This is a genomic window from Maribellus sediminis (genome assembly GCF_011799805.1).
Classification (GTDB): Bacteria; Bacteroidota; Bacteroidia; order Bacteroidales; family Prolixibacteraceae; genus Draconibacterium; species Draconibacterium sediminis_A.
The window spans coordinates 394425-418740 of sequence record NZ_WXUB01000003.1; the positions used below are offsets into that span (position 1 = coordinate 394425).

The following is a 24316-nucleotide window of genomic DNA, read 5'->3' on the forward strand; positions in this document are numbered from 1 at the left end:
ACCTTGACAGCGTGACACTTCAAACTTCGTTAAATGAAAAAACTCAGCGCTGCATTATTAATTTGTTCTGCTTTAACGGTGTGGAGCCAGGAGAACAAGGTGCCGGAAGATTTCAGCATCGTTGCCGGAGCCGGTCTGTCGCATGTTTTTGGAGGAGACAAACTTGATCCGTCCTTTGCCTATTTCTTCGGAATTGAAAAAAATGTTGTACAGTTCGGCGAAAAATCATTCCTGAACATGGGGATTGTTTATAGCGTGCAAGGCGCTGAATACAGTGAAATAATCATTGAAAATGATGGCACCCAATCGGGAAAAATAACGCTTGGATACATTGGTGTGCCGATTCTGTACAGGCATCGATCAGCGGGTGGATTCTTTTGGGAAGCCGGTTTACAAACCGGGTTTTTAGTAAGCGGAAAAGATCATCCTGATAATGGCGATAAAGCAGATTACAAGGAAGCTGTAAAAACGGTTGACATTAGTATTCCGGCAGGAATTGGATACTGGGTTAACCGCCGCTTTAGTATCGGGGCACGGGCCGTTTACGGATTAACAGATATGAGCGGAAACGGTGCTAAAATACCACCGGCCAACAGCAATCACCAGAACTTTTTAATCGCAGCCGTGCTCCGGTTTAACATTACCGGCAAATAAAATTCCTGCGAAATGAAATCGAAAAACAATTTCACATTCGCTTCTTGAGGTAATTTTATTGTAATTTACTTATCTTCCGTTAAAAACACTGAATGCAAAAATTACTGTTAATCATCGCACTTATCCTGTTTTCTGTCGGCGCCCGTTCGCAGATTCTTATCTCGGTTTTATTTGGGGATAAACTCAATACTGATGGTATCGAATTTGGACTGGAAGGTGGCTTTAACTACAGCAATATCAACGGTTTCGAAAACGATGCCGGACTCGCAAAATTCAACTTAGGCTATTACTTCGATATTCGGATGAAGAATTCTCTGTATTTTCACATCGGCCTGCAATGTCTTTTTAACATGGGAATGTCGAAACTCTCGGATAAGGACATCGAATTTCTTGATGCCACAAAACTGGAATATCCGGGGAAGTACAGCCAGAATATTTTTGTATTTTATTTGCCCATGCTGGCGCAGTACCGCTTTAAAAATTACACCTATGTTGAAGCAGGCCCTCAACTGGGTTGGATGTACAGCAGTTATGTGCAATTCAAATCAGATTACAATGATCGTGACGTCATTATTAAGGATTACAACAATTCCCTCACCAACTGGTTCGATGGCGGAATTGCAGTTGGAGCCGGCTATAAACTGTTAAAAGGAGAAGGTTGGAGCATAGGCGCCCGCTATTACCAGGGATTTACAAACGTGTTCAAAGATGTATCGGGATCGAGAAGCAATTCGATTTACCTGATTTGTAAAATACCGATTGGCGCAGCCAAGAAAAATGAAAAAGGCCAAACGAATTAGTCCGCCTGGCCTTTCCCATAAGAAATCTTTTTATTATTTAATTATTGCGCCCGAATCGAGCAGCGCTTTTACCAATTGTTTGGAATACGTTTTCGAAGAACTTTCCGAACTCGATGGATCAACCAGTTCGGATTGTCCGGCCCAAACTACAGCTTGTTTAGGATCGCTGATGTTTACATCGTAAAGCCGTGTTTCAAGTACGTAGGTTTTTTCTTCGCGATACTGGTCGGAATACATGTAATTGTAGTTGGAATAAATAAAACTACGGTAGCCATAACCATAATATCCACCATACATATACGGATAATACGAATTATTATTCACCTGCACATCACGGGTGCGGGTATCAATAAGTGTAGTAACCAGTACACCATCGTAACCGCCGTCTTTTATCCGTTTTTCAATATCAGCCTCAGTAATATCCTTTAAATTTTCGACCGGCGTAAAAACGTTCAACGCGTTTGTCGCATTTATTCCTTCCTGCTTCAGCATATCAACCATTGTATTTTCATACAGGGTTCTCGATTTCAGGTTCTTACTTATTGCCAGAACCAGTATCTTTTCAAACTTTTTACCTTCAAAACTTTCCTTTTTCCAGGTGTGTTCCATGGTAGTTGCACACGACCATAACAAGGTCATGGCCAACAAACTGATTATTATTCTTGCTTTCATAACAGATTAATATATTGTGTTATTTGATAACTCCTGAATCGAGTAATGATTTCACCAGCGCTTTGGCGTAATCTTTTACGCCAGATTCCAGCGACGACGGATCAGTGATTTCTGCCTGTCCGGCCCAAACTACCGATTCCTTATTGGCAGAATCTTTCGCGTCGTAGAGCTGGGTCTGCAGTACATACGTTACTTCACGGCGGTAATATTCCGGTTCCTGAACATGAACATAACCCGTGCGGATCATTCTTCCGTATCGGTATGTAACCGGCTGTGCGTAGGTGCCACCGCCTTCGCGAACTTCGCGTGAATTGGCATCAGCCAGCGACGAGATCAACACACCGTCGTAGCCGCCTTTCAGGATGCGGTCTTCGATTTCTTCAGGCGAAAGTGCATAAACATTCTCATTCAGCGGAAAAACACTTAAACTATTCGTAGCGTTTATTCCTTCTTTTTGCAAACGCTCTACGATCGTATTCTCGGAATTAACCCGGCCCTGCTTGCTGCTGGATTCGGCAACTACCAGAATTTTATTAAATGATCTTCCTTCGTAATCGCTTTTTTTCCAGGTCGACGACATGGTTGTAGCACATCCTCCGAGAATTACTGCAACTACGAGTAAAACAAACAAATTCGTTTTCATTTTCAAGATCTTAGTAAATTATTATGTTTAAATTTCTGACTTTTCGCTTAATAAGCCAAGAGATTTTCTGAAAATTTTGAACGAATGTCCTTAGAAAAGAGGCAAAAAAAATCGGCCCCGGAATATCCGGAGCCGATCAGTAATATTTTGATAAAGTAATATGCTATTGTTTCACACGTTCGCTGTATGAACGGTCGCTTGTGCTTACTTTAATTACGTCGCCTTCGTTAATAAACATCGGAACCATAACTTCGGCACCGGTTTCAAGGGTTGCAGGTTTCAGTGCAGTAGAGCTGGCGGTGTTTCCTTTTTCACCTTCGATGGTGCTGGTAACAGTCAATTCTACTTTATCCGGCATTTCAGCGGTCAAAGGAATCTCCTCTTCTGCGTGAAACTGAATTTCAATAATCTGTCCTTCCTTCATCAGGTCGTTATTTTCGACCATCTCAGCCGGAATTGAAATCTGCTCAAATGTTTCATTATTCATCACATTCAGCCCCATTTCATCGCGGTACAAAAATTGATAAGGACGTCGTTCCACGCGAACATCATCGACTTTTACACCCGAGTTAAATGTATTTTCAATTACCCTTCCGGTTTTAACGTTTTTAAGTTTTGTGCGAACAAAAGCCGGTCCTTTTCCCGGTTTTACATGTAAGAATGATACAATAGAGTATATCTCACCCTTAAACATGAAGCACATTCCATTTTTAAAATCTGCCGTACTAGCCATCTTATATTTTTATTTGTGTTTTTTTTAGAACGCTGCAAAAATAATCAAATCAGTTAAAAATCAATCGCTTCTACGAATTTTACCGATATTTTATGCAGCTGCTAATCAGTAATCTGTTCAACGCCATCAATCTCATAACTTCGGATTACTGCTTTGAGCGCTCCTACCTTCATCTCGAAAGTGATGTATACGGGTAGTTTTTTTTCTTTCGACATGTAAAACCTTATACCGTCGGAACGTTCCAGCACCTTGCCCTTTTCAACTGCCGGATTCAGCACATAACAATCAACTTTACCGATGTCGGTTTCAACAACTTCCTCACGCAGGTAGCGAACCGATACATCCGAAATTTTATCAGCGTTGATGGTTGGATAGGTTACTCCGTCGCCCGATACCATCTTGCCGACATCCTGACTGTGAACAAAATAGAAAAACACCGAAATAATATCCACCAGGTTTTCGGGAACCTTGCGGCCACCGCTTCGCTGGCTAAAAATCGAATCGTTGTCGTGGAAAAAGAAAGTTTCATTATAACGGCGGTAGTTTCCTTCTTTCACGCTTCTAATGGTTTTTAGCGGAAGGTGTGTTTCTGCATCCACGGTTGTTTCGTAAATGTCGTATACCCCGTAAAGTTTTTCAGCCAATCCGGTGGTACGCCCCAATACATGGTAATGTATGGCCGGGCGGCCTTCATAAACCGTATCGGTAACTGTTAGCTCTGCCTCGCCTCCTTTAAATAAGCCAAATTTCAAATTAAAACGAATGCGCTCTTCTTTGGCCGAAACGCCTTGCGCAAGAAAGAAGATTAGAAATGCTATCAGGAGTTTTTGTTTCATCACAGTACTTTATTTTTTGGGATGGTTGCTACAAAGTCTTTTAAGTAAAAAGGTTCGAAATAAGCAACGTTCTCAAATTCCCGCTTATTGTATTTGTTTTCAGCAAGTAGTTGCATAAACCGTGCCGATGTCCTCGAAGGCCCCTCAAATAAAGCATTAGCGTGGCTAATCTTCGATCGACATTTCTCAGCTCCGTTTCCAAAAAACAATATTTTATTATTTCCGAGTTGATCAGCAAACGAATTTTCATCAATAATTTCAGCCGTCACAGGAGATATTGCATCACCGTTTGTATCGAAAAGCGCAGTGTAAACTTCCATCCGTCGTGCATCAATCATAGGGCAAAACAACAGGCCACCATTGGCCGACACCGGATAAAACTCCTCTGCATGCAATGCAACATGATGCCCCATGGAATCAATCGATCCCACACTGATAAGCGGAATGTTCAGTCCGTAACACAAACCTTTGGCCACTGATACGCCAATGCGCAGCCCGGTATACGAGCCCGGCCCCTTGCTTACAGCAACAGCATCCAGATCTTTAAAACTGAAATTATTCGATTTGAACAGGTCTTCGATAAATACCGTGAGTAATTGTGAATGATTTAAACCCTCGGTACTTTCTTTCTCAAATACGGTTTTACCGTCTTTTGCCAGTGTTACCGAGCATACCTCGGTTGAAGTTTCAATATTTAATATAACTGCCATAATTCTCTTTAAACAAAGTTCTGCAAAAATAGTTAAAGCTGCACAATTTTTCCGTTAACGATCAAAGCATCAAGTTGCATTTTCTCGGCAGAGCGCTGTGCATCCTCTTCTGTGTGGACAACAGGCTCACCACCTGCATTGAAAGAAGTGTTGATCAGTGCTCTCACCCGGTACTTTTCATCGAGGTAAGTCAGCAGGTCGAATAGAAAAGGATTTTCTTCGCGCTCAAATATGGTTTGAAAGCGTGCCGTTCCATCGGCATGAAGCACACCGGCCAGTTCCTGTTGGTGTTCAGGAAGCACCTTAAAATCGAGCAGCATAAATTTCGAAAGCGGATGAACAGTTGCCTCTCCGGTAAAATAACAGGTGTTCTTTTCGAGCGCAACTGGCGCCAGCGGCCGATACCACTCACGGTCTTTTTTCTCCATGCTGATTTCTTTGGCAAGGGCTTTTGAATTGGCCAGCGCCAGAATACTTCGGTTACCGAGTGCACGCGGACCGGCTTCTCCGTATCCGTTGCAAACACCAATTACCTTTTTGTGAACCAGTAATTCAGCGGTTTCGCGAATAACTTCCTGATCGTATTCTACCTCATAGTTCTCAATTCCCCAGTTGTTAAGGTACGTCGAATGTGGTTCAATTACACCATGTTTTTTCCACTCGGCAAATGCAGCTGCGCCAAGCGCCAGCCCGGAATCTTCGGTACAGGGCGGAATAAAAACCTCATCGAAAATAGTACTGTTGATGATTTCGGTATTGGCTACAATGTTTAGTGCCGAACCTCCGGTATAATAAAGTGTTTTGGCCCCGGTTTTATCCTGCAGGTTCTTCAGTTTTTCAAGTATTGCCTGTACAAAAACGTGTTGCAAGGTGGCTGCAATATCCTGGATAAAACGATCTTTCTGATTAAACGATTGCAGCTCAACGCCAAAATCCTGTTTTGCCCGGTGAAAAAATGTAGCAGTCTGGCCCCAGATATCCTGAAAGAAATTATGTTTACGCAACCACTCTTCCAGTTCAGGGCGATACTTTCCCCAACCGGCAAAACCCATGAATTTTCCGGGAACAGCATTCTGATCCTTTAGTTTTGCTCCGATAATAGCAAAAACCAGGGCATTGGCATTGTATAACGTAGAGTACGGTTTTAGATCCCAGTGGTGCTCCAGCCATTCAATTTTATTGTCGCTAAAACGGGCTGCCGAGAAATTGCTTAAGCTCGCTCCCCCATCGAAATGCACCAGCAAACTGTTTTCTTTGAAATTGCCAAAAAACGGCAGGCACGAAAACATATGCGCCAGTTCGTGGTTCAAAACCCAGGCTTCCTTTTCCTTGCCAAACCACCAGCACCTTCCTTTTTCGAGGCCTGTTGCCAGTTTTTCATTTAGCGGTGCTTCAAACCGAACTACTCCGGTTGAAGAGAGAAAAGTGCGCCCAACCACGTTATCAACAAAAACCAGGTCGTAATCGTAACTTAGTTGTCTGCCTTCCTTTAAAATTTCCTTTAAATGCCGGTGAAGTGTATTATCGCGTTTCCTCCGCGAGATGCGTTCCTGTTGCAGAAAATGCTGCACTTTGCCGTTTTGCATAATGGCCAGGTTGTGATCGTGCACATAAAAGGGGTGCTCGTAATCAAAACGATCCTGGATTCCGTAGATAGCCAACGTTGCCCGGTTTTTATCCATTAGCCCAGAAATTGCATAACGATGACAACAGTAAGCAAGAGTGCAAAAAACAATTCGCCTAACCACTTGCTTTTAAGAAAAACAAAGAAGTTAGAAAGCAAAAAGGTAACAGGGATGGCAGCAATGATCAGCATTTCCTGCGATGTTGCAGGGATGAAAATATAACTGATTATCGAAAAAATAAAGATGTAGAAAAACACCGTAAAATATTTTCTGGAGCTCACTTTTTTACTGTCGTAATGAGCCACAATATCAATACTGGCCAATACTGTAAACAAAACCAGGATTCCGAGGTAGATCTGCAAAAACAAATTCCCTTTGAGTGTGCTTACCGAACCGGTTATGGTCTGAACGATAACCTCGTTGATCAGATCAATCTGATCGGTATAAAAATAATAACTGTACGCAAAAGCAAAGGGTAGCAGAAACGCAATAATGAGAATTACAAATTCGCGCCAGCCGGTAGCTCGTCCCAATACAAATACTCCAACGATAAAAGCCGGAACAACCGCAAACAAATTCAGGTAAAACAGTGCACCAACTCCCAGCAGAAATCCCACATCGAAAACCACAGTGTAGGCTTTTGCGATATCGAAAATTCCGAATAAACGAAAGATGGCCAGCAATAAAAATATGGCGGCAAAATACACCGGGTGCAGGCTGTGCATACTCGTTAGTCCGCCAACAATCAAAACAAATAAAATGGCCGGAAGGCGTGTGCGAATGCGAATAAACTGGTAGCGCACAATGATCATTTCTATCAGCACAGCCAGGATCACCACAAACACAGCCGACAAGATCACACTGAGCAAAGGCAAGTCGCCAATCCATCGGTTGATGGCGGCATACAAAACATTTTTCGCCTCGCCGGGTGAATAAGAATAGGTAAACGGGGCAAATATTTTCCCGGCCCAGAATGCCAGTACGGCTATGGGAATAAAAAATAAGTTACTAAGGTTGTTCGACTTTAATATTCTTAAAATCATGCATTATAAATCGAAGCCCAGATCTTTCCTGTAGTATTTGCCGTCGAAATTTATCAGTTCCGCATTTTTATAGGATGTTGCCAGGGCTTGTTTCATATTTTCGCCATACGAGCTTACCGAAATTACACGACCGCCTGCAGTAACAACTTCTCCGTTACTGGTGTCGGTTCCGGCATGGAATACAATACTGCCGTCCACATTTTCGGTTCCGGAAATTACTTTTCCTTTCTCGTAATCTCCCGGATAACCACCCGAAACCAGCATAACGGTAACTGCAGTTCGCTCATCAATTTCAAGTGATTTTTCTCCGAGCGTACCATCGGCAGCGCCTTCAAGTAAATCAACAAAATCAGATTTAACACGCAACATTACTGCTTCGGTTTCCGGATCGCCCATGCGAACATTATACTCGATAACGTAAGGATCGTTGTTTACATTGATCAGACCAAAAAACACAAATCCATTGTATTCGATGTTGTCTTTTTGAAGACCTGTGATAGTAGGTTGAATGATCTGCTTTTCAACTTTCTCCATAAACACCTTGTCGGCAAACGGAACCGGGGTAATTGCTCCCATCCCGCCCGTATTCAGGCCGGTATCTCCTTCTCCAATTCGTTTGTAGTCTTTGGCTTCGGGCAATATTTTATAATCTTTACCATCGGTAATCACAAACACCGAAACCTCAACTCCGCTCAGGAATTCTTCGATAACAACTTTACTACTCGCTGCACCAAATTGTCCTCCCAGCATTTCTTTTAACGATGCCTGTGCCTCTTCGAGCGATGAAATGATCAGCACTCCTTTTCCGGCTGCAAGACCATCCGCCTTCAAAACATAAGGAGCCTGCATGGTTTGCAAAAATGCCAAACCTTCTTCCAGGTTGTCAGAAGTTACGGTAAAATATTTTGCCGTTGGAATGTTGTGACGCGCCATAAAAGCTTTGGCAAAGTCCTTACTACCTTCGAGCTCGGCTCCGGCTTTTTTCGGGCCAACCACTTTCACATCCTTCAACTCGGGATCGGCAGCAAATTTATCGTGTAATCCTTCTACCAGGGGTACTTCAGGACCAACCAGCATCAGATCGATTTCGTTCTCCAGAACCAGTGATTTTATTTTTTCGAAATCGGAAACTCCTGCCGAAAGATTAGTGCCAAGACTTGCAGTTCCCGCATTTCCCGGTGCAAAAAACAACTTTTCAACCTTATTGCTTTGTTTGATTTTCCATCCCAGTGCGTGCTCTCTACCTCCCGAGCCAATGATCAAAATATTCATGTTAATCTTCTTTTCAATTATAAATTAGCTGTTTCTGAAGCGTTCGAAATAGGACTGCAATGTTTGCCCGATTTTTTCTGAAAGCTCAGCATCGCCTGCTTTCTGAGCAATTTGCTGAAGCCTTTGCATATAAAACATATTTCGTTGAATTTCTTCGTTAACACCTGCAGAATTAAATACACGTGCATCGAGCGAGAAGTAATAATTCAATTCGTCGTCGAAATTCGAATACGCTGTTTCTATCATGGCAACGGCCTTGTCGTTTGCACCGGCTCCAACATAATTATCTGCGAGTTGAAGTGCGAAATATTCGTAAGGAACCACCTCGCTAGGGATGAGTTCGACACAACGATCGAGAACAGCAACAGCTGAATCCTTCTTGTTTTCTTCGATTAAAGCAGCGGCCAAACGATTGAAGGTGTTGCGAATGTTGGTCATCATCCTCGCGTTGTTTTCGTCGATATATACATCAGGCTCATTCATGCGTCCCCAATCGAATTTGTTCATCAGGTTATCGTACATGATGCCGGTGGCCACACGGCCAAACTTCAGTTGTTGCGGATTACTATCAGATTTTATCGGAACAAGACGGTAAGCAAAACCTTCAACCTGGAAATAATCGGTCAGGTTAAGGTACTTACTGCTGCCCACGGTGATTGCCCAGTAAATCGGACGTTCCCAGTTGTTGTTGGCCAACAGATCGAGGATCATCATTTCGTCTTTCGAAAGCGCACTTTTTCCTGACAGGTCGATCACAATCTCATCAACAATTTTATCGTAATCTTCAGGCGGAACAACTTTATTGCGGATCACCGCTTCTTTATCTACTTTAAAGTGAATCTTCTTCTTGGGAATATAAGCTGCGTCGCCGGCCTGCTGCAACTTGGTAGCCGGATTATCATCCGAGATAAAATCAACAGCTTCTTTCAGACCCACATAATCGCGTCTTATTCTTGGATTATCCATCACATATACCGCATCGCGCGTTCCCAGTCGGTACTGGTCGGTTGACATTGAAAACGGTACCGGTTCCGATTCGTAAGACTGACGTTTCATTTGGTCGATGTACCAGTCGGTTTGCAGGTAACTGAGGTTACACACGCGTACATCGGTTCGCACACCTTCCACTTCCTGGTTGTACCACAGCGGGAAAGTGTCGTTATCGCCATTGGTGAAAATAATACCGTTTGGCGCACATGTTTTCAGATAATTCGCACCAAAATCGCGTGCGGTATATCGTCCCGATCGGTCGTGGTCGTCCCAGTTTTGGGCTGCCATAATTCCGGGAACCAACACCAGTGTAACAACTCCAGCAATGCCTGCAGACAGGGTATCGGGAATGAATTTTTTCAGGAATTCGGAAATCGCCATTACTCCCAGACCAATCCAGATGGCAAATGCATAGAACGAGCCGGCATAGGCATAATCGCGCTCGCGTGGCTGGTGCGGATACTGGTTCAGGTAAATAACAATGGCCAACCCGGTAAGTACAAAAAGCAGGAAAACCACCCACAATCCTTTTTTGCCTTCTTTACCACGGTTGTACTGGAAGAAAATTCCAAGCAATCCGAGCAGGAATGGCAGGAAATAATAGGTGTTGTGTGCTTTATTATTGGCCAGACTTGGTGGCAAAGCATCCTGGTTGCCTAAAAGTGCGTTGTCAATAAATTTCACTCCGCTTATCCAGTTGCCATGCAGCACATCGCCGTGTCCCTGAATATCGTTCTGACGCCCAACAAAGTTCCACATAAAATAGCGCCAGTACATCCAGTTCACCTGGTAGCGGAAAAAGAATTTCAAGTTTTCGCCAAAGGTTGGCTTGATGATTGTTTCCGTTTCGCCGCGTTCGTTACGGTACTGAATTCGGGTTCCTTCGATACCCGCCCACTGTTGATAATCCTGTTCATGCTGAGGATCCATCGAGCTCCACATACGCGGAAAAACCGTGGTAAAACGCTCGTCGTAATTGGCTTTGTAACGGTTGTAGGTCACCACGTATTTACCATCGATTTGCGAATAGATCGCCTTACCTTCTGAAAAACGGTTACCAACTTGAAGCGGTGAATTATAATACTGACCACTGAACAATGGACGTTCTCCGTATTGCTCGCGGTTCAAATAACTCAAAAGGGAAAATGCGTTGTTAGGACTGTTTTGATCCATTGGCGGTTGAGCCTGCGACCGAATCATAATAATGGCAAACGACGAATAACCTATAAGAATAGCTGATACCGCAAGAATCACGGTATTCAGCACCACTTTCTGTTTTTTGTAAGTCCAGTAAATTCCGTAAGTCAGCGCGGCAACTACCAAAACAATGTAGAAATACATTCCCGAATCAAAGGGTAGTCCGAAGGTATTTACAAATACCAGTTCAAACCACGACGCAACGGTTACCACTCCCGGAATAATACCGTACATAATGCTTCCGAGAACGCCAACAGAAATAATCAAGGCCCAGATAATTCCCTTTCGTGTAACTTCGTATTTTCTGAAATAATACACAAAAACAATGGCCGGGATCGCAAGCAGGTTCAACAAGTGAACACCAATTGACAGCCCGACGATGTAGGCGATAAAAATTAGCCAGCGATTGGCATAAGGTTCATCAGCAACATCTTCCCATTTTAAAATGGCCCAGAAAACCAGTGCCGTCAACAGCGACGAACTGGCGTACACTTCGCCTTCAACAGCCGAGAACCAAAAGGTGTCGGAGAAAGTGTAGGCAAGTGCACCTGCCAAACCACTGGTAATCACTGCAATACTCTGACCCTGAGTCATTTCTTCGCCATTTTGAGTGAGCACTTTTCTTGCGAGGTGAGTTACTGTCCAAAACAGGAACATGATGGTGAACGCACTGGCGAGCGCCGACATAATATTCACCAATTTAGCTGCATTTTCAGGGCCACCGAATAAGGTAAACATCCGGCCAACAATCATAAAAATAGGTGCACCCGGAGGATGTCCTACTTCAAATTTGAATGCAGTTGTGATAAACTCGCCACAGTCCCAGAAACTTACAGTTGGCTCAATGGTCATCAGATAAACAACAGCGGCAATGGCAAAACTAACCCAGCCAAATACGTTGTTAAACAGTTTGTATTGCTTCATTTTTTAATGTTTTCAGAAAGCGTAAAGAAATGCTAAATATTTAACAGTTGCGAAGATAAGGCTTTTGATGAAAAGAGCTAAGCCTTGGTTTTATTTTAAACTTAATTCACAGCAACATAATTCCGGAAACCATTCTGCCGGTATCTGCTCCATCACGACGGGCTGAATAATATTTCTGTTCATATTCAAACGAACATTCTGCAAGCACTTCAATATTGCTGTTTTGTAAACCACATTCAAGCAAAATCAGACGGTTGGCTTCCCAAAGATTGAAGTGATAGTTCCCCAAACTGTTCAGGTGAAGCGTTTGAGCGGCGTTGGGAATTGCATTTTGCGCTGCTGTTACCACCTCATTTCCTACTTCGTAAACTTCCGGACCAATCGACGGGCCAATTGCTGCCAGGATATCCGCGGGATTTGAAGCATAATCAGCTGTCATTTTTGATATGGCGTTGGCTACAATTTTACCAACTGTTCCGCGCCAGCCGGCATGAACAGCCGCAACCACTTTTTTTACCGGATCGAACAACAGTACCGGCACACAGTCGGCAGTTTGAACACATAAACACAGCCCTTTTTTATCGCTTACCAAAGCATCGGTTTCCGATATTTCGGTTTCAGGAATGTCGTCAATACAGCAAACCGTGGAAGTATGCGTTTGCCGCGGAAATACCAGCTTATCGGTTTCGATACCCAAATGCCGGCTCAGCTCTTCGCGGTTTGATTGGTAGCCATTCTCCTCATCACCAGTAAATCGTGCTTTCGCGCTCGTTAAACTTTGTTTGCTTGTGGTAAATGCTTCAATTTCGGGATGAGCTTCAAAAATCCGGTATCGGATAAAATTGTTATTAGCCATTTCTAAGTAATTCGTTGAGTGCATTTTTATCGAGGAGGGTAACTGTTTTCTTTTCAATTTTAATAAAACCCTCGGCCTGCATGCCGCCTAGCACCCGTGCCAGCGACGGGCGTGTTACCCCAAACAAATCGGCCAGTTGTTGCTGTGTATTTTTAAGCTCGAACGAGTGATAGCGGTCACCTACCTGTTGTAAAAGAAAATGCGCCACTTTTTCCCTGATCGTTTTAAAACTCAGAAAATTCAACTTCTGAGAAAGAAACTGCGCCCTCGAAGAAATGCTGTTCAGGTAATTGCGCAACAACAGCGTATTTAGCTGCAATATTTTTAGAAACTCGGGGACAGGAATAGCAAGTACACTTGCCTTTTTATTGGCAGTAACCGTAACCGGGTAGCGATTTTCTTTACCAAACAGAAAGGCTGCCGCCAACGGTTTGGGTGCTTCAATATCTTCAATTTTCACTGTTTTTCCCGAATAATCGATCATTTCGCCCCGCACGCTTCCTGCCATTACAATCAGCAGATCCTGCACGGTATCGCCGGCAAAAACCACTACCTCATCTTTTTGAAATTTCCTGACCTGGTAATGAATCTGCCCCAGTAAATTTCTGGTTTCATCCTCAGAAATGCCCCTGAAAACCGGACATTGATTCAATAATGAATAATCTATCATTTTGTAACATTTGATACAAAATTGGGAACGCCACCGCCCTACTTTTGTTGCGTAAATCTCTTACAAAAGAAAAAAATAAACAGATATGATACGCGAGATTGTAAAAATAGATGAAGAGTTGTGCAACGGTTGCGGACAATGCGTGCCTAACTGCCACGAAGGTGCTTTGCAGATTATTGATGGCAAAGCCCGTTTGGTTAGCGAATTAATGTGCGACGGACTGGGAGCGTGTATCGGTCACTGTCCGGAAGGTGCAATTACTATTGAGGAACGCGAAGCGGATGCTTACGACGAGGTGGCCACTATTTCGCAAATGATAAAAAGTGGGAAAAACACCGTTTTTGCACATCTGAAACATTTGCAGGACCACAATGAAACCGGATATCTGCAACAGGCGCTGGGTTTTATCAAAGCCAACCGCGAGGCAATGCCATTCGAAATCAGCGAGGTGCACGAATTGCTTCACAGCGAGAAAAAGGAAAGTTCAGCGTCGGGTGGTTGCGCAACAGGAGGCTGCCCCGGTTCTGCTCCGGTAGCTTTTGATGCCGGAAGCCTGAAAATGGCAGCTCCTGCCGACGAAGTTCCATCGGCACTTACCCAGTGGCCGGTGCAAATGCATCTGATCAATCCGGCAGCTTCATACTTTCATGGAGCCGACCTTTTAGTAGCTGCCGATTGTGCTGGTTTTGCCTACGGAAATTTCCATTCAGATTTTATCAAGGGCAGGAAAATGGTGATTGCCTGTCCGAAACTTGACCAGGGAAGAGATATTTATATTCAAAAACTGACCCGTCTTATTGACGATTCAAAGGTCAATACCATTACAGTGGTAATCATGGAAGTACCGTGTTGCGGCGGTTTGTCGCAAATGGTAGAAATGTCTACCCAAATGGCCTCGCGGAAGGTACCCGTAAAAGAAGTTGTGATAAGCATTCGGGGAGAGGTTCTTTCCGAAGAATGGATTTAATTGTTTGATCGGGATAGTCAGGGAACCCGGATATTTTTTTAAATGACCAGAGACCGGTCCGGTACCTGACATAATCCTCACACAACACACCACTATCAGAGAATTTATTAATCAATTTAAATATTGGAAAGATATGAGTATGTTTTGTTTTCAGTGTCAGGAAGCAGCCAAAGGAACCGGCTGCACCATAGCAGGAGTTTGTGGAAAAACAAGTGATGTAGCGAACCTGCAGGACACTTTACTATATGTTTTAAAAGGAATTAGCTGGTACAACGAAAAACTACGCGCAATTGGCGCCAACCCATCCAAAGTCGACAAGTTTGTTTTCGACGGGCTTTTCAGTACCATCACTAACGCCAATTTTGATAAAAAAGCCTTTGAACGTCGCATCATTAAAGCGCTTCAAATAAAAAATGAATTGCTGGTGCTGTGCAAGAGTACCGGAGTTGTATTGCCAAACGAACTGCCTGAATGTGCAACCTGGTCGGGTTCGTCGTTGGAAGAGTTTGAAACCAAAGCAGAAGAAGTTGGTATTTTGAGCACCGAAAATGAAGACATCCGCTCCCTGCGAGAACTCATTATTTACGGAGTGAAAGGTTTAGCTGCTTATGCCGAACATGCCTGGAACCTGGGCAATAAAAAAGACGAGATTTTTGCGTTCATGCAACGTGCACTGGTGGCCACAACCGAAGATCTTTCGGTGGATGAACTGGTAGCGCTTACACTAGAGACTGGAAAATACGGCGTAGATGTGATGGCACTGCTCGATGCTGCCAACACTTCGGCATACGGAAACCCGGAAATGACCAAAGTAAACATCGGGGTGCGCAACAATCCGGCAATCCTGATCTCGGGTCACGACCTGAAAGACATGGAAGAGCTGCTGAAACAAACCGAAGGAACCGGTGTGGATGTATACACCCACAGCGAAATGCTTCCGGCGCATTACTACCCGGCTTTCAAGAAATACAAACACCTGGCAGGTAATTACGGAAATGCATGGTGGAAACAAAACACCGAATTCGAAAGCTTTAACGGCCCAATCCTGTTCACCACCAACTGCATCGTACCGCCAAAAGAATCAGCAACTTACACGAACAGGATTTATACCACCGGTGCTTCAGGTCTGGAAGGTGCTATCCACATACCGGATCGCAAAGACGGTGAAATGAAAGACTTCAGTGCAATTATTGAACACGCTAAAAAATGCGCAGCTCCGCAGGAAATTGAAAGTGGCGAGATTATCGGTGGATTTGCACACGCACAGGTTTTTGCACTGGCCGATAAAATTGTGGATGCAGTAAAAACCGGCGCCATCAAAAAATTCTTTGTAATGGCAGGTTGCGATGGCCGTATGAAAAGCCGCGATTACTACACCCAGTTTGCAGAACAGCTTCCGCAGGATACGGTGATCCTGACAGCCGGATGTGCGAAATACCGCTACAACAAACTGCCGCTGGGCGATATCGGCGGAATTCCGCGTGTAATTGATGCCGGACAGTGTAACGACTCTTACTCGCTCGCAGTGATTGCTCTTAAACTGAAAGAAGTTTTTGAATTGAACGATATCAACGAATTGCCGATTGCGTACAACATTGCCTGGTACGAACAGAAAGCGGTAATTGTATTACTCGCGCTGCTTTACCTGGGTGTGAAAAACATTCACCTCGGGCCAACATTACCGGCATTCCTTTCACCCAACGTAGCCAATGTGTTGGTGGAAAACTTTGGAATTGGCGGAATTACCAGTGTTGACCAGGATTTGGAAATGTTTCTTGAATTAAGCGAAACAGACAGATAATATATTTGGGGGACAAGAGGGGACAGATTTTAAAAGGCATCCACCGAAAGGTGGGTGCCTTTTTGTTCTTATTTCTCAACAACAGTAAATACAATATTCACTTCATTAAGACTTGGCTCAGGATGAATCCCCATTGCAACATCTTCAGGAACAAATATTCCTGATGATGCTATTTTATGATGAGATAAAACTAACTTCTCTTTACTGAATATATCACCGGTTTGAATTGGTAGGGATTCGAGAATATCTTCACTAGAAGCTTGTTTATTTCCCTCGATTTCAATCTTGCCAAACTTATACAGATTTCCTTCGAAGATCTTAAAAGTGAAGTCTGTAGTTCCATCTGTGTTGTTCATTGGAACGGATTCAAGATTATAAAACAAATAACCTTTATCAAGATAAAGATCATTTAGAATTCCTTCATGAAGCAACTTATCAAGTTGTCTCTGCACAATAACATCTCCCTCTTTCAGCCCCAGGGCCTGATTCAATTCGGCCGTTGTATAAACCGAATTGCCCTCCCATGTAATATTTCCAACTAAAATTTTTGTTTCCTGAATGCTATCGTTTTGCACTTCAGTAGCTGAAACGTTCTTGTATTCCGGCACAGCAAAGGCATACAAAATGCCTGCAAAAACAGGTACTATCAATAAGAGTTTCAGTTTTCGTAATGGTGATTGAATTGTATGATTCATCATGTTAAATCGTTTTTTATTAAATGAAAAGTTAAAAGAACTGGTCAATGGAATAATTGACCCACCAACTATTTGGTTGAGTAAAGCCGCGCGGTAAACACCCGGATTTGAACTGCTCTGCAGTGCATGTTTATCGGCCAGGTATTCGTGATTTTGCCTGATCAGCCGGCCGTAAAACCAAACGATCGGGTTAAACCACTGAATGGTGCGCAGGATCCCGAAAAGCAATAAATCGATCCAGTGTTTTTGCCGGATGTGTTCCTGCTCGTGTTTCAGTATTTCGCTTAATTCAGGTTCGTCGATTGAAGGATGGACAAATACATACGAAACCAGTGAAAACGAAGCCGGAAATTTGGCATCACGGACCAACTTGATACTTCCGTACCGATATACTTTTGCTTTGAAAATGACGCGAAGAACCGGAATGGTGGATTTTAACGTCCGGAAGACCATAAATAAAACTCCCGCCAAATACAGAAACAACAAAGCCTTTTGTACTGAAAACGAATTTGTTGTAACAGCAGCATCTTTCACAGGTTGTTGCGGATCTCCGGCAATCGTTACGATTGATTCAGTATTGAGTTCGACCACATAATGCCAGGTATAAAATGGCAAAAAAATGGCCGCCAATAATCCTCCAACCAGAAAAATCCGGTTGAGGACAAAGTAGCGCTCGTTCTGCAAAAACAACACGTAAACCAGAGCAAAACCGGCTATCCAAAGCGCTGACTTCAGCAAATAAAGGGCGAATGTTTCCATAGTTGAGGGTTATTTATCTTTCGATAATTGTTGTTTGGTTTCTTCCATCAACTTTTCCAGGTCCTGGATACTCAAATCCTTTTCTTTGGCAAAAAAAGTAGCAAGCGCCGGAAACGAGTTGTTGAAGTAATCTTTCATAAGCCCAAAAAGCTGCGATTTCGAATACTCTTCCTTGGCAATTAAAGGATAGTAAACATGCAGGTTACCGTAACTTTTGTGCGCCACAAACTCTTTCTTCTCCAAAACACGTAACACGGTTGAAACAGTATTTCGGGCGGGCTTTGGCTCATCGAAACGATCGCGGATATCGCGAACAATTCCTTCGCCCATTTCCCATAAATGCTGCATTATTTGCTCTTCTGCCTTTGTAAGTTGCATATCGGTATAATTTTATTTGTCAATCCTTCGAAACAAATATATGACTATAAAAATAGTTAACAAGTCATTTTTAGACATTTTAACTATTTTTATAGTCATTTTTATTAAAACAATTTGTTATCCAATGAATCCCGTAAATATTAAATAATAAAGAATTTAAACTTCATTAACCGGGCATTGTTGTAAAGCACGTTCGGAAATTATAATTTTGTTCTGCTCTAAAAAGACAGCTTACAAATATTAAATATCAAATAAACAAATAATTATGGGTAAAATAGCAGAAAACGTTAAGCCAGGTGTAGTAACCGGTGCCGACGTTCAATACATTTTCCGTGTAGCTCAGGAAAACAACTTCGCCATTCCGGCAGTAAACGTTGTTGGTTCTTCGTCAGTAAACGCCGTTATGGAAGCTGCTAAAATAGCTAAAGCTCCTATTATCATTCAGTTCTCAAACGGAGGTGCTGTTTTCAATGCCGGTAAAGGCTTGAAAATGGAAGGACAGGAAGCTGCCATTTTAGGTGCTGTTGCAGGTGCAAAACACATCCACACTTTAGCTGAGGCTTACGGTGTTCATGTTATTCTGCATACTGACCATGCTGCCAAGAAATTACTTCCATGGATCGACGGACTGCTCGATGCCAGCGAAAAACATTTCGAAGAAACAGGTAAACCATTGTTCAGCTCGCACATGTTGGATTTAAGTGAAGAACCGCTTGAAGAAAACATCGAGATCAGCAAAAAATACCTCGAAAGAATGAGCAAAATGGGTATGACCCTTGAAATTGAATTGGGTATTACAGGTGGTGAAGAAGATGGCGTTGATAACAGCGACGTTGATGCTTCTAAACTGTACACCCAGCCTGAAGAAGTTTGCTACGCTTACGAAGAACTTTCAAAAGTTTCTCCAAACTTCACTATCGCTGCTTCTTTTGGTAACGTTCACGGTGTTTACAAACCAGGTAACGTAAAATTGACTCCAAAAATCCTTGACAACTCACAAAAATATATTGTTGAGAAACTGGGATTGGAAGAAAAATTACCTGTTGACTTCGTATTCCACGGAGGTTCGGGTTCAACACACGAAGAAATTCGCGAAGCTATCGGATACGGTGTTGTTAAAATGAACATCGATACTGATACACAGTGGGCATATTGGGATGGCATTCGTGCTTTCGAAGCTGCCAACCACGATTACCTGCAGGGCCAGATTGGTAACCCAGAAGGTGACGAAAAACCAAACAAGAAATTCTACGATCCACGTGTTTGGATTAGAAAAGGCGAAGAATCAATGATTGCTCGTTTGCAAGTTGCTTACGACGACTTGAATGCTATCAACTCGATCTAAGAATAGATTCGAAATAAAAATACAGGAACCGTCTCACTTTTGTGGGGCGGTTTTTTTATGTTGATGAATATTCTTCAACTAATTAAATACCCAGAGTAGGGAGATGTTTTACTTTGTGATAAGTTAACGCTGCCTTGATACAAAATTTTAGCTCGGCAACTGGAACCTTGTCATTTAATTGGAAAACGATTGCTCTTTTTCCTTCAAATTGAAAGGTGTTTTTGAAAATTATTTTAAACGTCTCCACCAATCTGCTTGTGCATTGAAAATACATGGCATAACTCTGTGGAGTCTTGGGTTTCCAATCAATTCGAATTGTACTTCCATTTTTTGTCAGAAAACCTGGTTCACCCCACTTTAGGGTCTCTTCTAACTGTGTTATTTCATGCATTTCATTTGCGGTTTCTTCAATTAATTCTCTGAGAAATAACATATTATTTCGAACCAAATCAGGATAATTAATGAAAACCTTTTCAAATTCAGAACTTGTGTTTATTTGCATGCCTATCGTTTGTGCCAAAATTGTCAGTCCAAAAATTTACTTTTTAACAAATGCTTCTTCCTCACTAACCTCTTTTTCAATAAAATGCGAATAGTTGGCAAAGCGGTCGAAAACCTGTCGTACATAGGTATAGGGTTCCACTCCACGAACATAGCCGTATTGTATGTTTGATTTGTTGTAGAATTCCGGGTAACTCAATTTCAGGATCGACTCCTCGACATTCTCATCCCAGCGGTACATGTCCAGACCTTCTTCGTGAGCCAGATTCCGTGCATCAGCCACATGTCCGTAACCGCAATTATAGGCTGCCATCGTAAATTTTATTCGTTGTATCGAATCAGGGATTTCTTCGAAGCGATTCCACAGCAGCTTAAGAATTTCGGTACCTGCCCGTATACTTTGTTTCGGATCGGAGCGATCGGTAACGCCAAAACGCTCGGCTGTGCGAGGCATTAACTGCATTATTCCTTTTGCACCGGCCCACGACTCGAGATCGGGATTAAATTTCGATTCCTGAAAAACCATGGCTGCCATTAAACGCCAGTCCCAGGCCAAAGAATCGGCACCCGCTTTTATCAAATCGTCGTACGGGCTGATGTTGTTGTGATTCAAACTATAAAGTTCACTGTTTTCGCGCCGCCTGAAATCGCGGGTATTTTTAAAATATTTATTGTAAATCGCGTAATAAGCCACGCCATCTTTCATGGTTTTAAGCCAGCTATTAAGTTCCTGCTGCAATTCTGCAGACTGAGGGCGAAGCGCCCAGGCAACACGCTGCGAAAAACTGATCGGAACACGTACATCAAGTTCGGGGTAGTACGAGGCACTTATATTTGCAATATTATCGTCGGCAACGGTATACTTTATTTCTCCGTTGGCAACCATTTCAATAATCCGATCTGTAGATAGTTCTCCGGTTAGCGTATCAATGTGGATAACGCCTCCAATTTCCTCACTCAGGTTAGCCAACCTTGCCATATATGAAGAGGTGGCGGTAACGGAAACAGTGTCGCCAATTAATTCAATCGGGTCGTGTATTAGCGAAGCCTGTAATGCACTCCAACTCAATTTGCGCCAGTTTTCCGGTTTTCGTTGCACCAACACCTGATGCGTGAGGTAAAGGTAATCAGAGAAAGCTACAATCTCCTTACGCGAATTGGTAATGGTTATTGCATGGGCAATCATATCAACCTTACCTTCATTTAATTGCTGAAACATGACATCAATATCGTTTGAGACACTGATTTCAAGTTTTACATCCAAATGCTTGGCAAATCGCTTTAACAGGTCGTATTCATAGCCCATAGCCTGCCCCCGGTATAAAAAATAACTTGTACTGCTGTACGAAGTTATTACACGCAATACACCTTCTTCTTTTATATTGGCCAGATCGCGTTTAACATGCTCCTTCCTGTCTTTTTTCGCATTTTTATCTCCGGAAAAACTACAGGAAGAACATAGCAAAGTTGCCAGAATTGATGTAATTAGGAAAAGATGTTTGTGCCTGATACGCGCCATAACTTACCGGATTATCTAATAACAAGATAAAAAAAGTTCTGACGTTATAAAAACGGATGCCTTTAACTCCCCATCAGTTATCAGCGAATCGCTTCATTTTTAAAGCATTTTACTTATTGTTTAAACCGAACATTAAACGATAAAAACAATCTTATTTAGTTGAAAATCGTATGATTTTGTGTTGCACGAAATGTATTTTTCAAATAAAATTGTTCTAAATTCTTTCCATATTTGCAGAATAACCAACCAGTACCTACCAGTTAAAAATAGATCAAATGAAAACTATCATTCCTGTCTTACTCCTGCTTGTGCTGTTTTCAGCCTGCTCAACTTCTGAAAAAGAAGTTCGAAAAGTATACACTTTAAGCAACAATTGGAAGTTCACCCGAGGTGAAGTTTCAAACGCTGAAAAGCCTGATTTTAATGCCGATGCCTGGGAAACAGTCTCTGTTCCTCACGACTGGGCCATAAAAGGTCCGTTCGATAAAGAAATTGACAAACAAACCGTAATGATTACTCAAAACCAGGAGAAAGTTGCTACCGAAAAGACCGGAAGAACGGGCTCTTTGCCCTACATCGGAGTCGGTTGGTACCGCAAAACTTTTGAAGTACCCGCATTCGAAGCCGGCAAAAAAGCACTGCTGGTTTTCGACGGTGCCATGAGTGAACCTCAGGTTTTTATAAATGGCCAAAAAGTAGGCGAATGGAAATACGGTTACGCCTATTTCTATTTTGATATCTCAGACTATTTGAAGCAAGGCGAAGAAAATCTGCTGGCCGTCCGGCTTGAAAATAAAGGTGAGTCATCGCGCTGGTATCCGGGTGCCGGTATTTACCGAAAGGTTCAGCTTATTGTGAAAAATGATGTTGGTTTTGATCAATGGGGAACGTTTATTACTACGCCATTTATTTCTGATGAGTTGGCACAGGTAAACATTAAAACCGATATTTCGGGCGATGATCTTAAACTGGTTACCGATATAAAAGATGCCAATGGCAAAGTGGTTGCTACAGGAACCACCGAGCGAAAATTCGGCGATCGTATGGTGCAAAATATTGCAGTTAACCAACCTCAGCGCTGGGGAATTGAAACACCTAACCTGTACACGGCTAACATGAAATTGTTCCGTGGAAATCAATTGGTTGATGAACAAAACATTCGCTTTGGTATCCGCAGTGTTGAATACGAGCGAGGCAAGGGATTGATCCTTAACGGTGAAGTTACCAAGTTTAAAGGCGTTTGCCTGCATCACGATCTTGGTCCCCTGGGAGCCGCGGTTAACCGTGCCGCCTTAAAACGCCAACTCACCATTCTAAAAGATATGGGCTGTAATGCCATTCGTTCGTCACACAACATGCCGTCGATGGAGCAACTTGAACTGTGCGATGAAATGGGTTTTCTCATGCTTGCTGAAAGTTTTGATGAGTGGGCCCGCCCAAAAGTAAAAAACGGATACAACCGCTTTTTTAACGACTGGGCCGAAAAAGATGTGGTGAACCTGGTGCGTGCCACACGCAATCATCCGAGTATTGTTATGTGGAGTGCCGGAAACGAAGTCCCCGATCAATGGGGAAACCAGGGAATTAAAATCGCAAAATGGTTGCAGGATCTCTTCCATCGCGAAGATCCAACACGACCTGTAACAATGGGAATGGATCAGGTTGCAAACACCTTGAAAAACGGTTTTGGTGCCATTTGGGATGTTCCCGGATTGAACTACCGCCTGCCACTTTACGATGAAGCTTACGAACGATTTCCGCAAGGTTTTATTATGGGTTCCGAAACAGCCTCAACAGTTAGTTCGAGGGGAATTTATAAGTTTCCGGTCGAAGAATTCAAGCAGAAAAAGTATCCCGACGGACAATGTTCGTCCTACGATTTGGAAGCGTGCTGGTGGTCGAACATCCCCGATGCCGACTTTGCATGGCAGGACGATTACGACTGGGTAATCGGAGAATTTGTGTGGACAGGCTTTGATTATTTAGGTGAGCCAACTCCTTACGATGAGTACTGGCCATCGCGTAGTTCATATTTCGGAATCTGCGATTTGGCAGGGCTTCCGAAAGATCGCTACTATTTATACCGTAGCAGATGGAACACAGAAGATGAAACCCTGCATATTCTCCCTCACTGGAATTGGGAAGGTCGCGAAGGAGAAGTTACACCGGTATTTGCTTACACCAATTACAACAGCGCCGAATTATTTGTAAACGGCAAAAGCCAGGGCATTCAGAAAAAGAGTAAGGAAACATTACTTTCCCGCAACAGGCTGATGTGGACTGATGTAAAATATGAACCAGGAACTATAAAAATAGTAGCCTTTGACGACAAAGGAAATCCGGCTACTGAAAAGGAAATCCATACTGCCGGTGCACCTCATCATTTTGTTTTAAATGCTGATCGGACAGAAATTGACGCGGATGGAAACGACCTCAGTTACATAACGGTTTCGGTAGTTGATAAAGATGGCAACCTTTGTCCGAATGCAGAAAACCAGTTAAACTTTGAAGTTGAAGGTGCCGGAGATTTCAAAGCTGTCTGCAACGGCGACGCCACTTCGCTCGAAATGTTCCATTTGCCTACTATGAAAGCATTTGGAGGTAAACTGGTGGTTACTGTACAATCTCAGGAAGAAGCTGGAAAAATTACTCTCCGTGTAAAAAGTGAGGATTTGGAAACCGGTCAAATTGAAATAAATTGCATATAATTGTAATTGTTTTTAAAT

Annotated in this window: 21 protein-coding genes; 6 read left to right on the plus strand and 15 right to left on the minus strand. The window is 42.9% G+C overall.

Annotation, left to right across the window (positions count from 1 at the left end; all coding sequences use genetic code 11):
• Window positions 1-33: 33 nt before the first annotated feature.
• Window positions 34-654 carry a porin family protein gene (locus tag HFD85_RS13570; RefSeq protein WP_167610689.1) on the plus strand — a complete coding sequence of 207 codons (621 nt, stop codon included), beginning with the start codon at window positions 34-36 and terminating at the stop codon, window positions 652-654.
• A 92-nt stretch (window positions 655-746) separates the two neighbouring features.
• Window positions 747-1454, plus strand: coding sequence for a porin family protein (locus HFD85_RS13575; RefSeq protein WP_167610692.1), 708 nt, complete (start codon window positions 747-749; stop codon window positions 1452-1454).
• Window positions 1455-1487: 33 nt separating this feature from the next.
• On the opposite strand, the gene HFD85_RS13580 is transcribed toward HFD85_RS13575, so the two are convergent.
• The 11 genes from HFD85_RS13580 to HFD85_RS13630 all read right to left on the minus strand — a co-directional run bounded on the left by HFD85_RS13580 (window position 1488) and on the right by HFD85_RS13630 (window position 13625).
• Window positions 1488-2126, minus strand: coding sequence for a hypothetical protein (locus HFD85_RS13580; protein WP_167610695.1), 639 nt, complete (start codon window positions 2124-2126; stop codon window positions 1488-1490).
• A gap of 19 nt (window positions 2127-2145) precedes the next feature.
• Window positions 2146-2769, minus strand: coding sequence for a hypothetical protein (locus tag HFD85_RS13585; protein WP_167610698.1), 624 nt, complete (start codon window positions 2767-2769; stop codon window positions 2146-2148).
• 163 nt (window positions 2770-2932) lie between these two features.
• Window positions 2933-3502: an elongation factor P gene (gene efp / locus HFD85_RS13590; RefSeq protein ID WP_167610701.1), complete on the minus strand. Its 570-nt coding sequence runs from the start codon at window positions 3500-3502 to the stop codon at window positions 2933-2935.
• A gap of 101 nt (window positions 3503-3603) precedes the next feature.
• Entirely contained in the window at window positions 3604-4338 is a 735-nt protein-coding gene (locus tag HFD85_RS13595; protein ID WP_167610704.1) for a DUF3108 domain-containing protein, read from the minus strand.
• A complete protein-coding gene (tsaB, locus tag HFD85_RS13600; protein WP_167610707.1) occupies window positions 4338-5048 on the minus strand; it encodes a tRNA (adenosine(37)-N6)-threonylcarbamoyltransferase complex dimerization subunit type 1 TsaB in 711 nt (236 codons plus the stop codon). The genes HFD85_RS13595 and tsaB overlap by 1 nt, the downstream gene beginning before the upstream one ends.
• A 32-nt stretch (window positions 5049-5080) precedes the next feature.
• Window positions 5081-6730, minus strand: coding sequence for a carbamoyltransferase C-terminal domain-containing protein (locus HFD85_RS13605; RefSeq protein ID WP_167610710.1), 1650 nt, complete (start codon window positions 6728-6730; stop codon window positions 5081-5083).
• Complete coding sequence (locus tag HFD85_RS13610; protein ID WP_167610712.1) at window positions 6730-7716, minus strand: DUF6427 family protein; 987 nt, start codon at window positions 7714-7716, stop codon at window positions 6730-6732. Before HFD85_RS13610 ends, HFD85_RS13605 begins: the two co-directional genes overlap by 1 nt.
• Window positions 7717-7719: 3 nt before the next feature.
• Window positions 7720-8988, minus strand: a complete 1269-nt coding sequence (purD, locus tag HFD85_RS13615) for a phosphoribosylamine--glycine ligase (protein ID WP_167610715.1) — start codon at window positions 8986-8988, stop codon at window positions 7720-7722.
• 24 nt (window positions 8989-9012) lie between these two features.
• Window positions 9013-12099, minus strand: a complete 3087-nt coding sequence (locus HFD85_RS13620; protein WP_167610719.1) for a glycosyltransferase family 117 protein — start codon at window positions 12097-12099, stop codon at window positions 9013-9015.
• A 106-nt stretch (window positions 12100-12205) separates the two neighbouring features.
• On the minus strand, window positions 12206-12955 hold the full coding sequence (gene pgeF / locus HFD85_RS13625; protein ID WP_167610722.1) for a peptidoglycan editing factor PgeF: 750 nt from the start codon (window positions 12953-12955) through the stop codon (window positions 12206-12208).
• On the minus strand, window positions 12948-13625 hold the full coding sequence (locus HFD85_RS13630; RefSeq protein WP_167610725.1) for a Crp/Fnr family transcriptional regulator: 678 nt from the start codon (window positions 13623-13625) through the stop codon (window positions 12948-12950). Before HFD85_RS13630 ends, pgeF begins: the two co-directional genes overlap by 8 nt.
• A gap of 85 nt (window positions 13626-13710) precedes the next feature.
• Between HFD85_RS13630 and HFD85_RS13635 the strand changes: the two genes are divergently transcribed.
• Both HFD85_RS13635 and hcp read left to right on the plus strand, forming a co-directional pair.
• Window positions 13711-14592 carry an ATP-binding protein gene (locus HFD85_RS13635; RefSeq protein WP_167610727.1) on the plus strand — a complete coding sequence of 294 codons (882 nt, stop codon included), beginning with the start codon at window positions 13711-13713 and terminating at the stop codon, window positions 14590-14592.
• A gap of 133 nt (window positions 14593-14725) precedes the next feature.
• Entirely contained in the window at window positions 14726-16393 is a 1668-nt protein-coding gene (hcp, locus tag HFD85_RS13640; RefSeq protein ID WP_167610730.1) for a hydroxylamine reductase, read from the plus strand.
• A 68-nt stretch (window positions 16394-16461) separates the two neighbouring features.
• Here the strand turns inward: hcp and HFD85_RS13645 are convergent, their stop codons facing one another.
• Both HFD85_RS13645 and HFD85_RS13650 read right to left on the minus strand, forming a co-directional pair.
• Window positions 16462-17847, minus strand: a complete 1386-nt coding sequence (locus HFD85_RS13645) for a M56 family metallopeptidase (protein ID WP_167610733.1) — start codon at window positions 17845-17847, stop codon at window positions 16462-16464.
• Between the two features lie 9 nt (window positions 17848-17856).
• Window positions 17857-18225, minus strand: coding sequence for a BlaI/MecI/CopY family transcriptional regulator (locus tag HFD85_RS13650; RefSeq protein WP_167610736.1), 369 nt, complete (start codon window positions 18223-18225; stop codon window positions 17857-17859).
• A 265-nt stretch (window positions 18226-18490) separates the two neighbouring features.
• Between HFD85_RS13650 and fbaA the strand changes: the two genes are divergently transcribed.
• On the plus strand, window positions 18491-19570 hold the full coding sequence (fbaA, locus tag HFD85_RS13655) for a class II fructose-bisphosphate aldolase (protein ID WP_167610739.1): 1080 nt from the start codon (window positions 18491-18493) through the stop codon (window positions 19568-19570).
• Between the two features lie 82 nt (window positions 19571-19652).
• Here fbaA and HFD85_RS13660 read toward each other — a convergent pair whose 3' ends face one another.
• Entirely contained in the window at window positions 19653-20072 is a 420-nt protein-coding gene (locus HFD85_RS13660) for a DUF1801 domain-containing protein (protein ID WP_167610742.1), read from the minus strand.
• A 36-nt stretch (window positions 20073-20108) separates the two neighbouring features.
• Window positions 20109-21590 (minus strand): MltF family protein, encoded by a 1482-nt coding sequence (locus tag HFD85_RS13665; protein ID WP_167610745.1) that lies wholly within the window; start codon window positions 21588-21590, stop codon window positions 20109-20111.
• 275 nt (window positions 21591-21865) lie between these two features.
• On the opposite strand from HFD85_RS13665, the gene galB reads away from it, so the two are divergent.
• Entirely contained in the window at window positions 21866-24298 is a 2433-nt protein-coding gene (gene galB, locus HFD85_RS13670) for a beta-galactosidase GalB (RefSeq protein WP_167610748.1), read from the plus strand.
• The last annotated feature ends 18 nt before the right edge of the window (window positions 24299-24316 follow it).

Excerpts from the sequence above, each read along its gene's own strand:
- HFD85_RS13570 (WP_167610689.1), top strand. The coding sequence starts at position 34 with ATGAAAAAACTCAGCGCTGCATTATTAATTTGTTCTGCTTTAACGGTG.
- HFD85_RS13575 (WP_167610692.1), top strand. The coding sequence starts at position 747 with ATGCAAAAATTACTGTTAATCATCGCACTTATCCTGTTTTCTGTCGGC.
- HFD85_RS13580 (WP_167610695.1), bottom strand. The coding sequence starts at position 2,126 with ATGAAAGCAAGAATAATAATCAGTTTGTTGGCCATGACCTTGTTATGG.
- HFD85_RS13585 (WP_167610698.1), bottom strand. The coding sequence starts at position 2,769 with ATGAAAACGAATTTGTTTGTTTTACTCGTAGTTGCAGTAATTCTCGGA.
- efp (WP_167610701.1), bottom strand. The coding sequence starts at position 3,502 with ATGGCTAGTACGGCAGATTTTAAAAATGGAATGTGCTTCATGTTTAAG.
- HFD85_RS13595 (WP_167610704.1), bottom strand. The coding sequence starts at position 4,338 with ATGAAACAAAAACTCCTGATAGCATTTCTAATCTTCTTTCTTGCGCAA.
- tsaB (WP_167610707.1), bottom strand. The coding sequence starts at position 5,048 with ATGGCAGTTATATTAAATATTGAAACTTCAACCGAGGTATGCTCGGTA.
- HFD85_RS13605 (WP_167610710.1), bottom strand. The coding sequence starts at position 6,730 with ATGGATAAAAACCGGGCAACGTTGGCTATCTACGGAATCCAGGATCGT.
- HFD85_RS13610 (WP_167610712.1), bottom strand. The coding sequence starts at position 7,716 with ATGATTTTAAGAATATTAAAGTCGAACAACCTTAGTAACTTATTTTTT.
- purD (WP_167610715.1), bottom strand. The coding sequence starts at position 8,988 with ATGAATATTTTGATCATTGGCTCGGGAGGTAGAGAGCACGCACTGGGA.
- HFD85_RS13620 (WP_167610719.1), bottom strand. The coding sequence starts at position 12,099 with ATGAAGCAATACAAACTGTTTAACAACGTATTTGGCTGGGTTAGTTTT.
- pgeF (WP_167610722.1), bottom strand. The coding sequence starts at position 12,955 with ATGGCTAATAACAATTTTATCCGATACCGGATTTTTGAAGCTCATCCC.
- HFD85_RS13630 (WP_167610725.1), bottom strand. The coding sequence starts at position 13,625 with ATGATAGATTATTCATTATTGAATCAATGTCCGGTTTTCAGGGGCATT.
- HFD85_RS13635 (WP_167610727.1), top strand. The coding sequence starts at position 13,711 with ATGATACGCGAGATTGTAAAAATAGATGAAGAGTTGTGCAACGGTTGC.
- hcp (WP_167610730.1), top strand. The coding sequence starts at position 14,726 with ATGAGTATGTTTTGTTTTCAGTGTCAGGAAGCAGCCAAAGGAACCGGC.
- HFD85_RS13645 (WP_167610733.1), bottom strand. The coding sequence starts at position 17,847 with ATGGAAACATTCGCCCTTTATTTGCTGAAGTCAGCGCTTTGGATAGCC.
- HFD85_RS13650 (WP_167610736.1), bottom strand. The coding sequence starts at position 18,225 with ATGCAACTTACAAAGGCAGAAGAGCAAATAATGCAGCATTTATGGGAA.
- fbaA (WP_167610739.1), top strand. The coding sequence starts at position 18,491 with ATGGGTAAAATAGCAGAAAACGTTAAGCCAGGTGTAGTAACCGGTGCC.
- HFD85_RS13660 (WP_167610742.1), bottom strand. The coding sequence starts at position 20,072 with ATGCAAATAAACACAAGTTCTGAATTTGAAAAGGTTTTCATTAATTAT.
- HFD85_RS13665 (WP_167610745.1), bottom strand. The coding sequence starts at position 21,590 with ATGGCGCGTATCAGGCACAAACATCTTTTCCTAATTACATCAATTCTG.
- galB (WP_167610748.1), top strand. The coding sequence starts at position 21,866 with ATGAAAACTATCATTCCTGTCTTACTCCTGCTTGTGCTGTTTTCAGCC.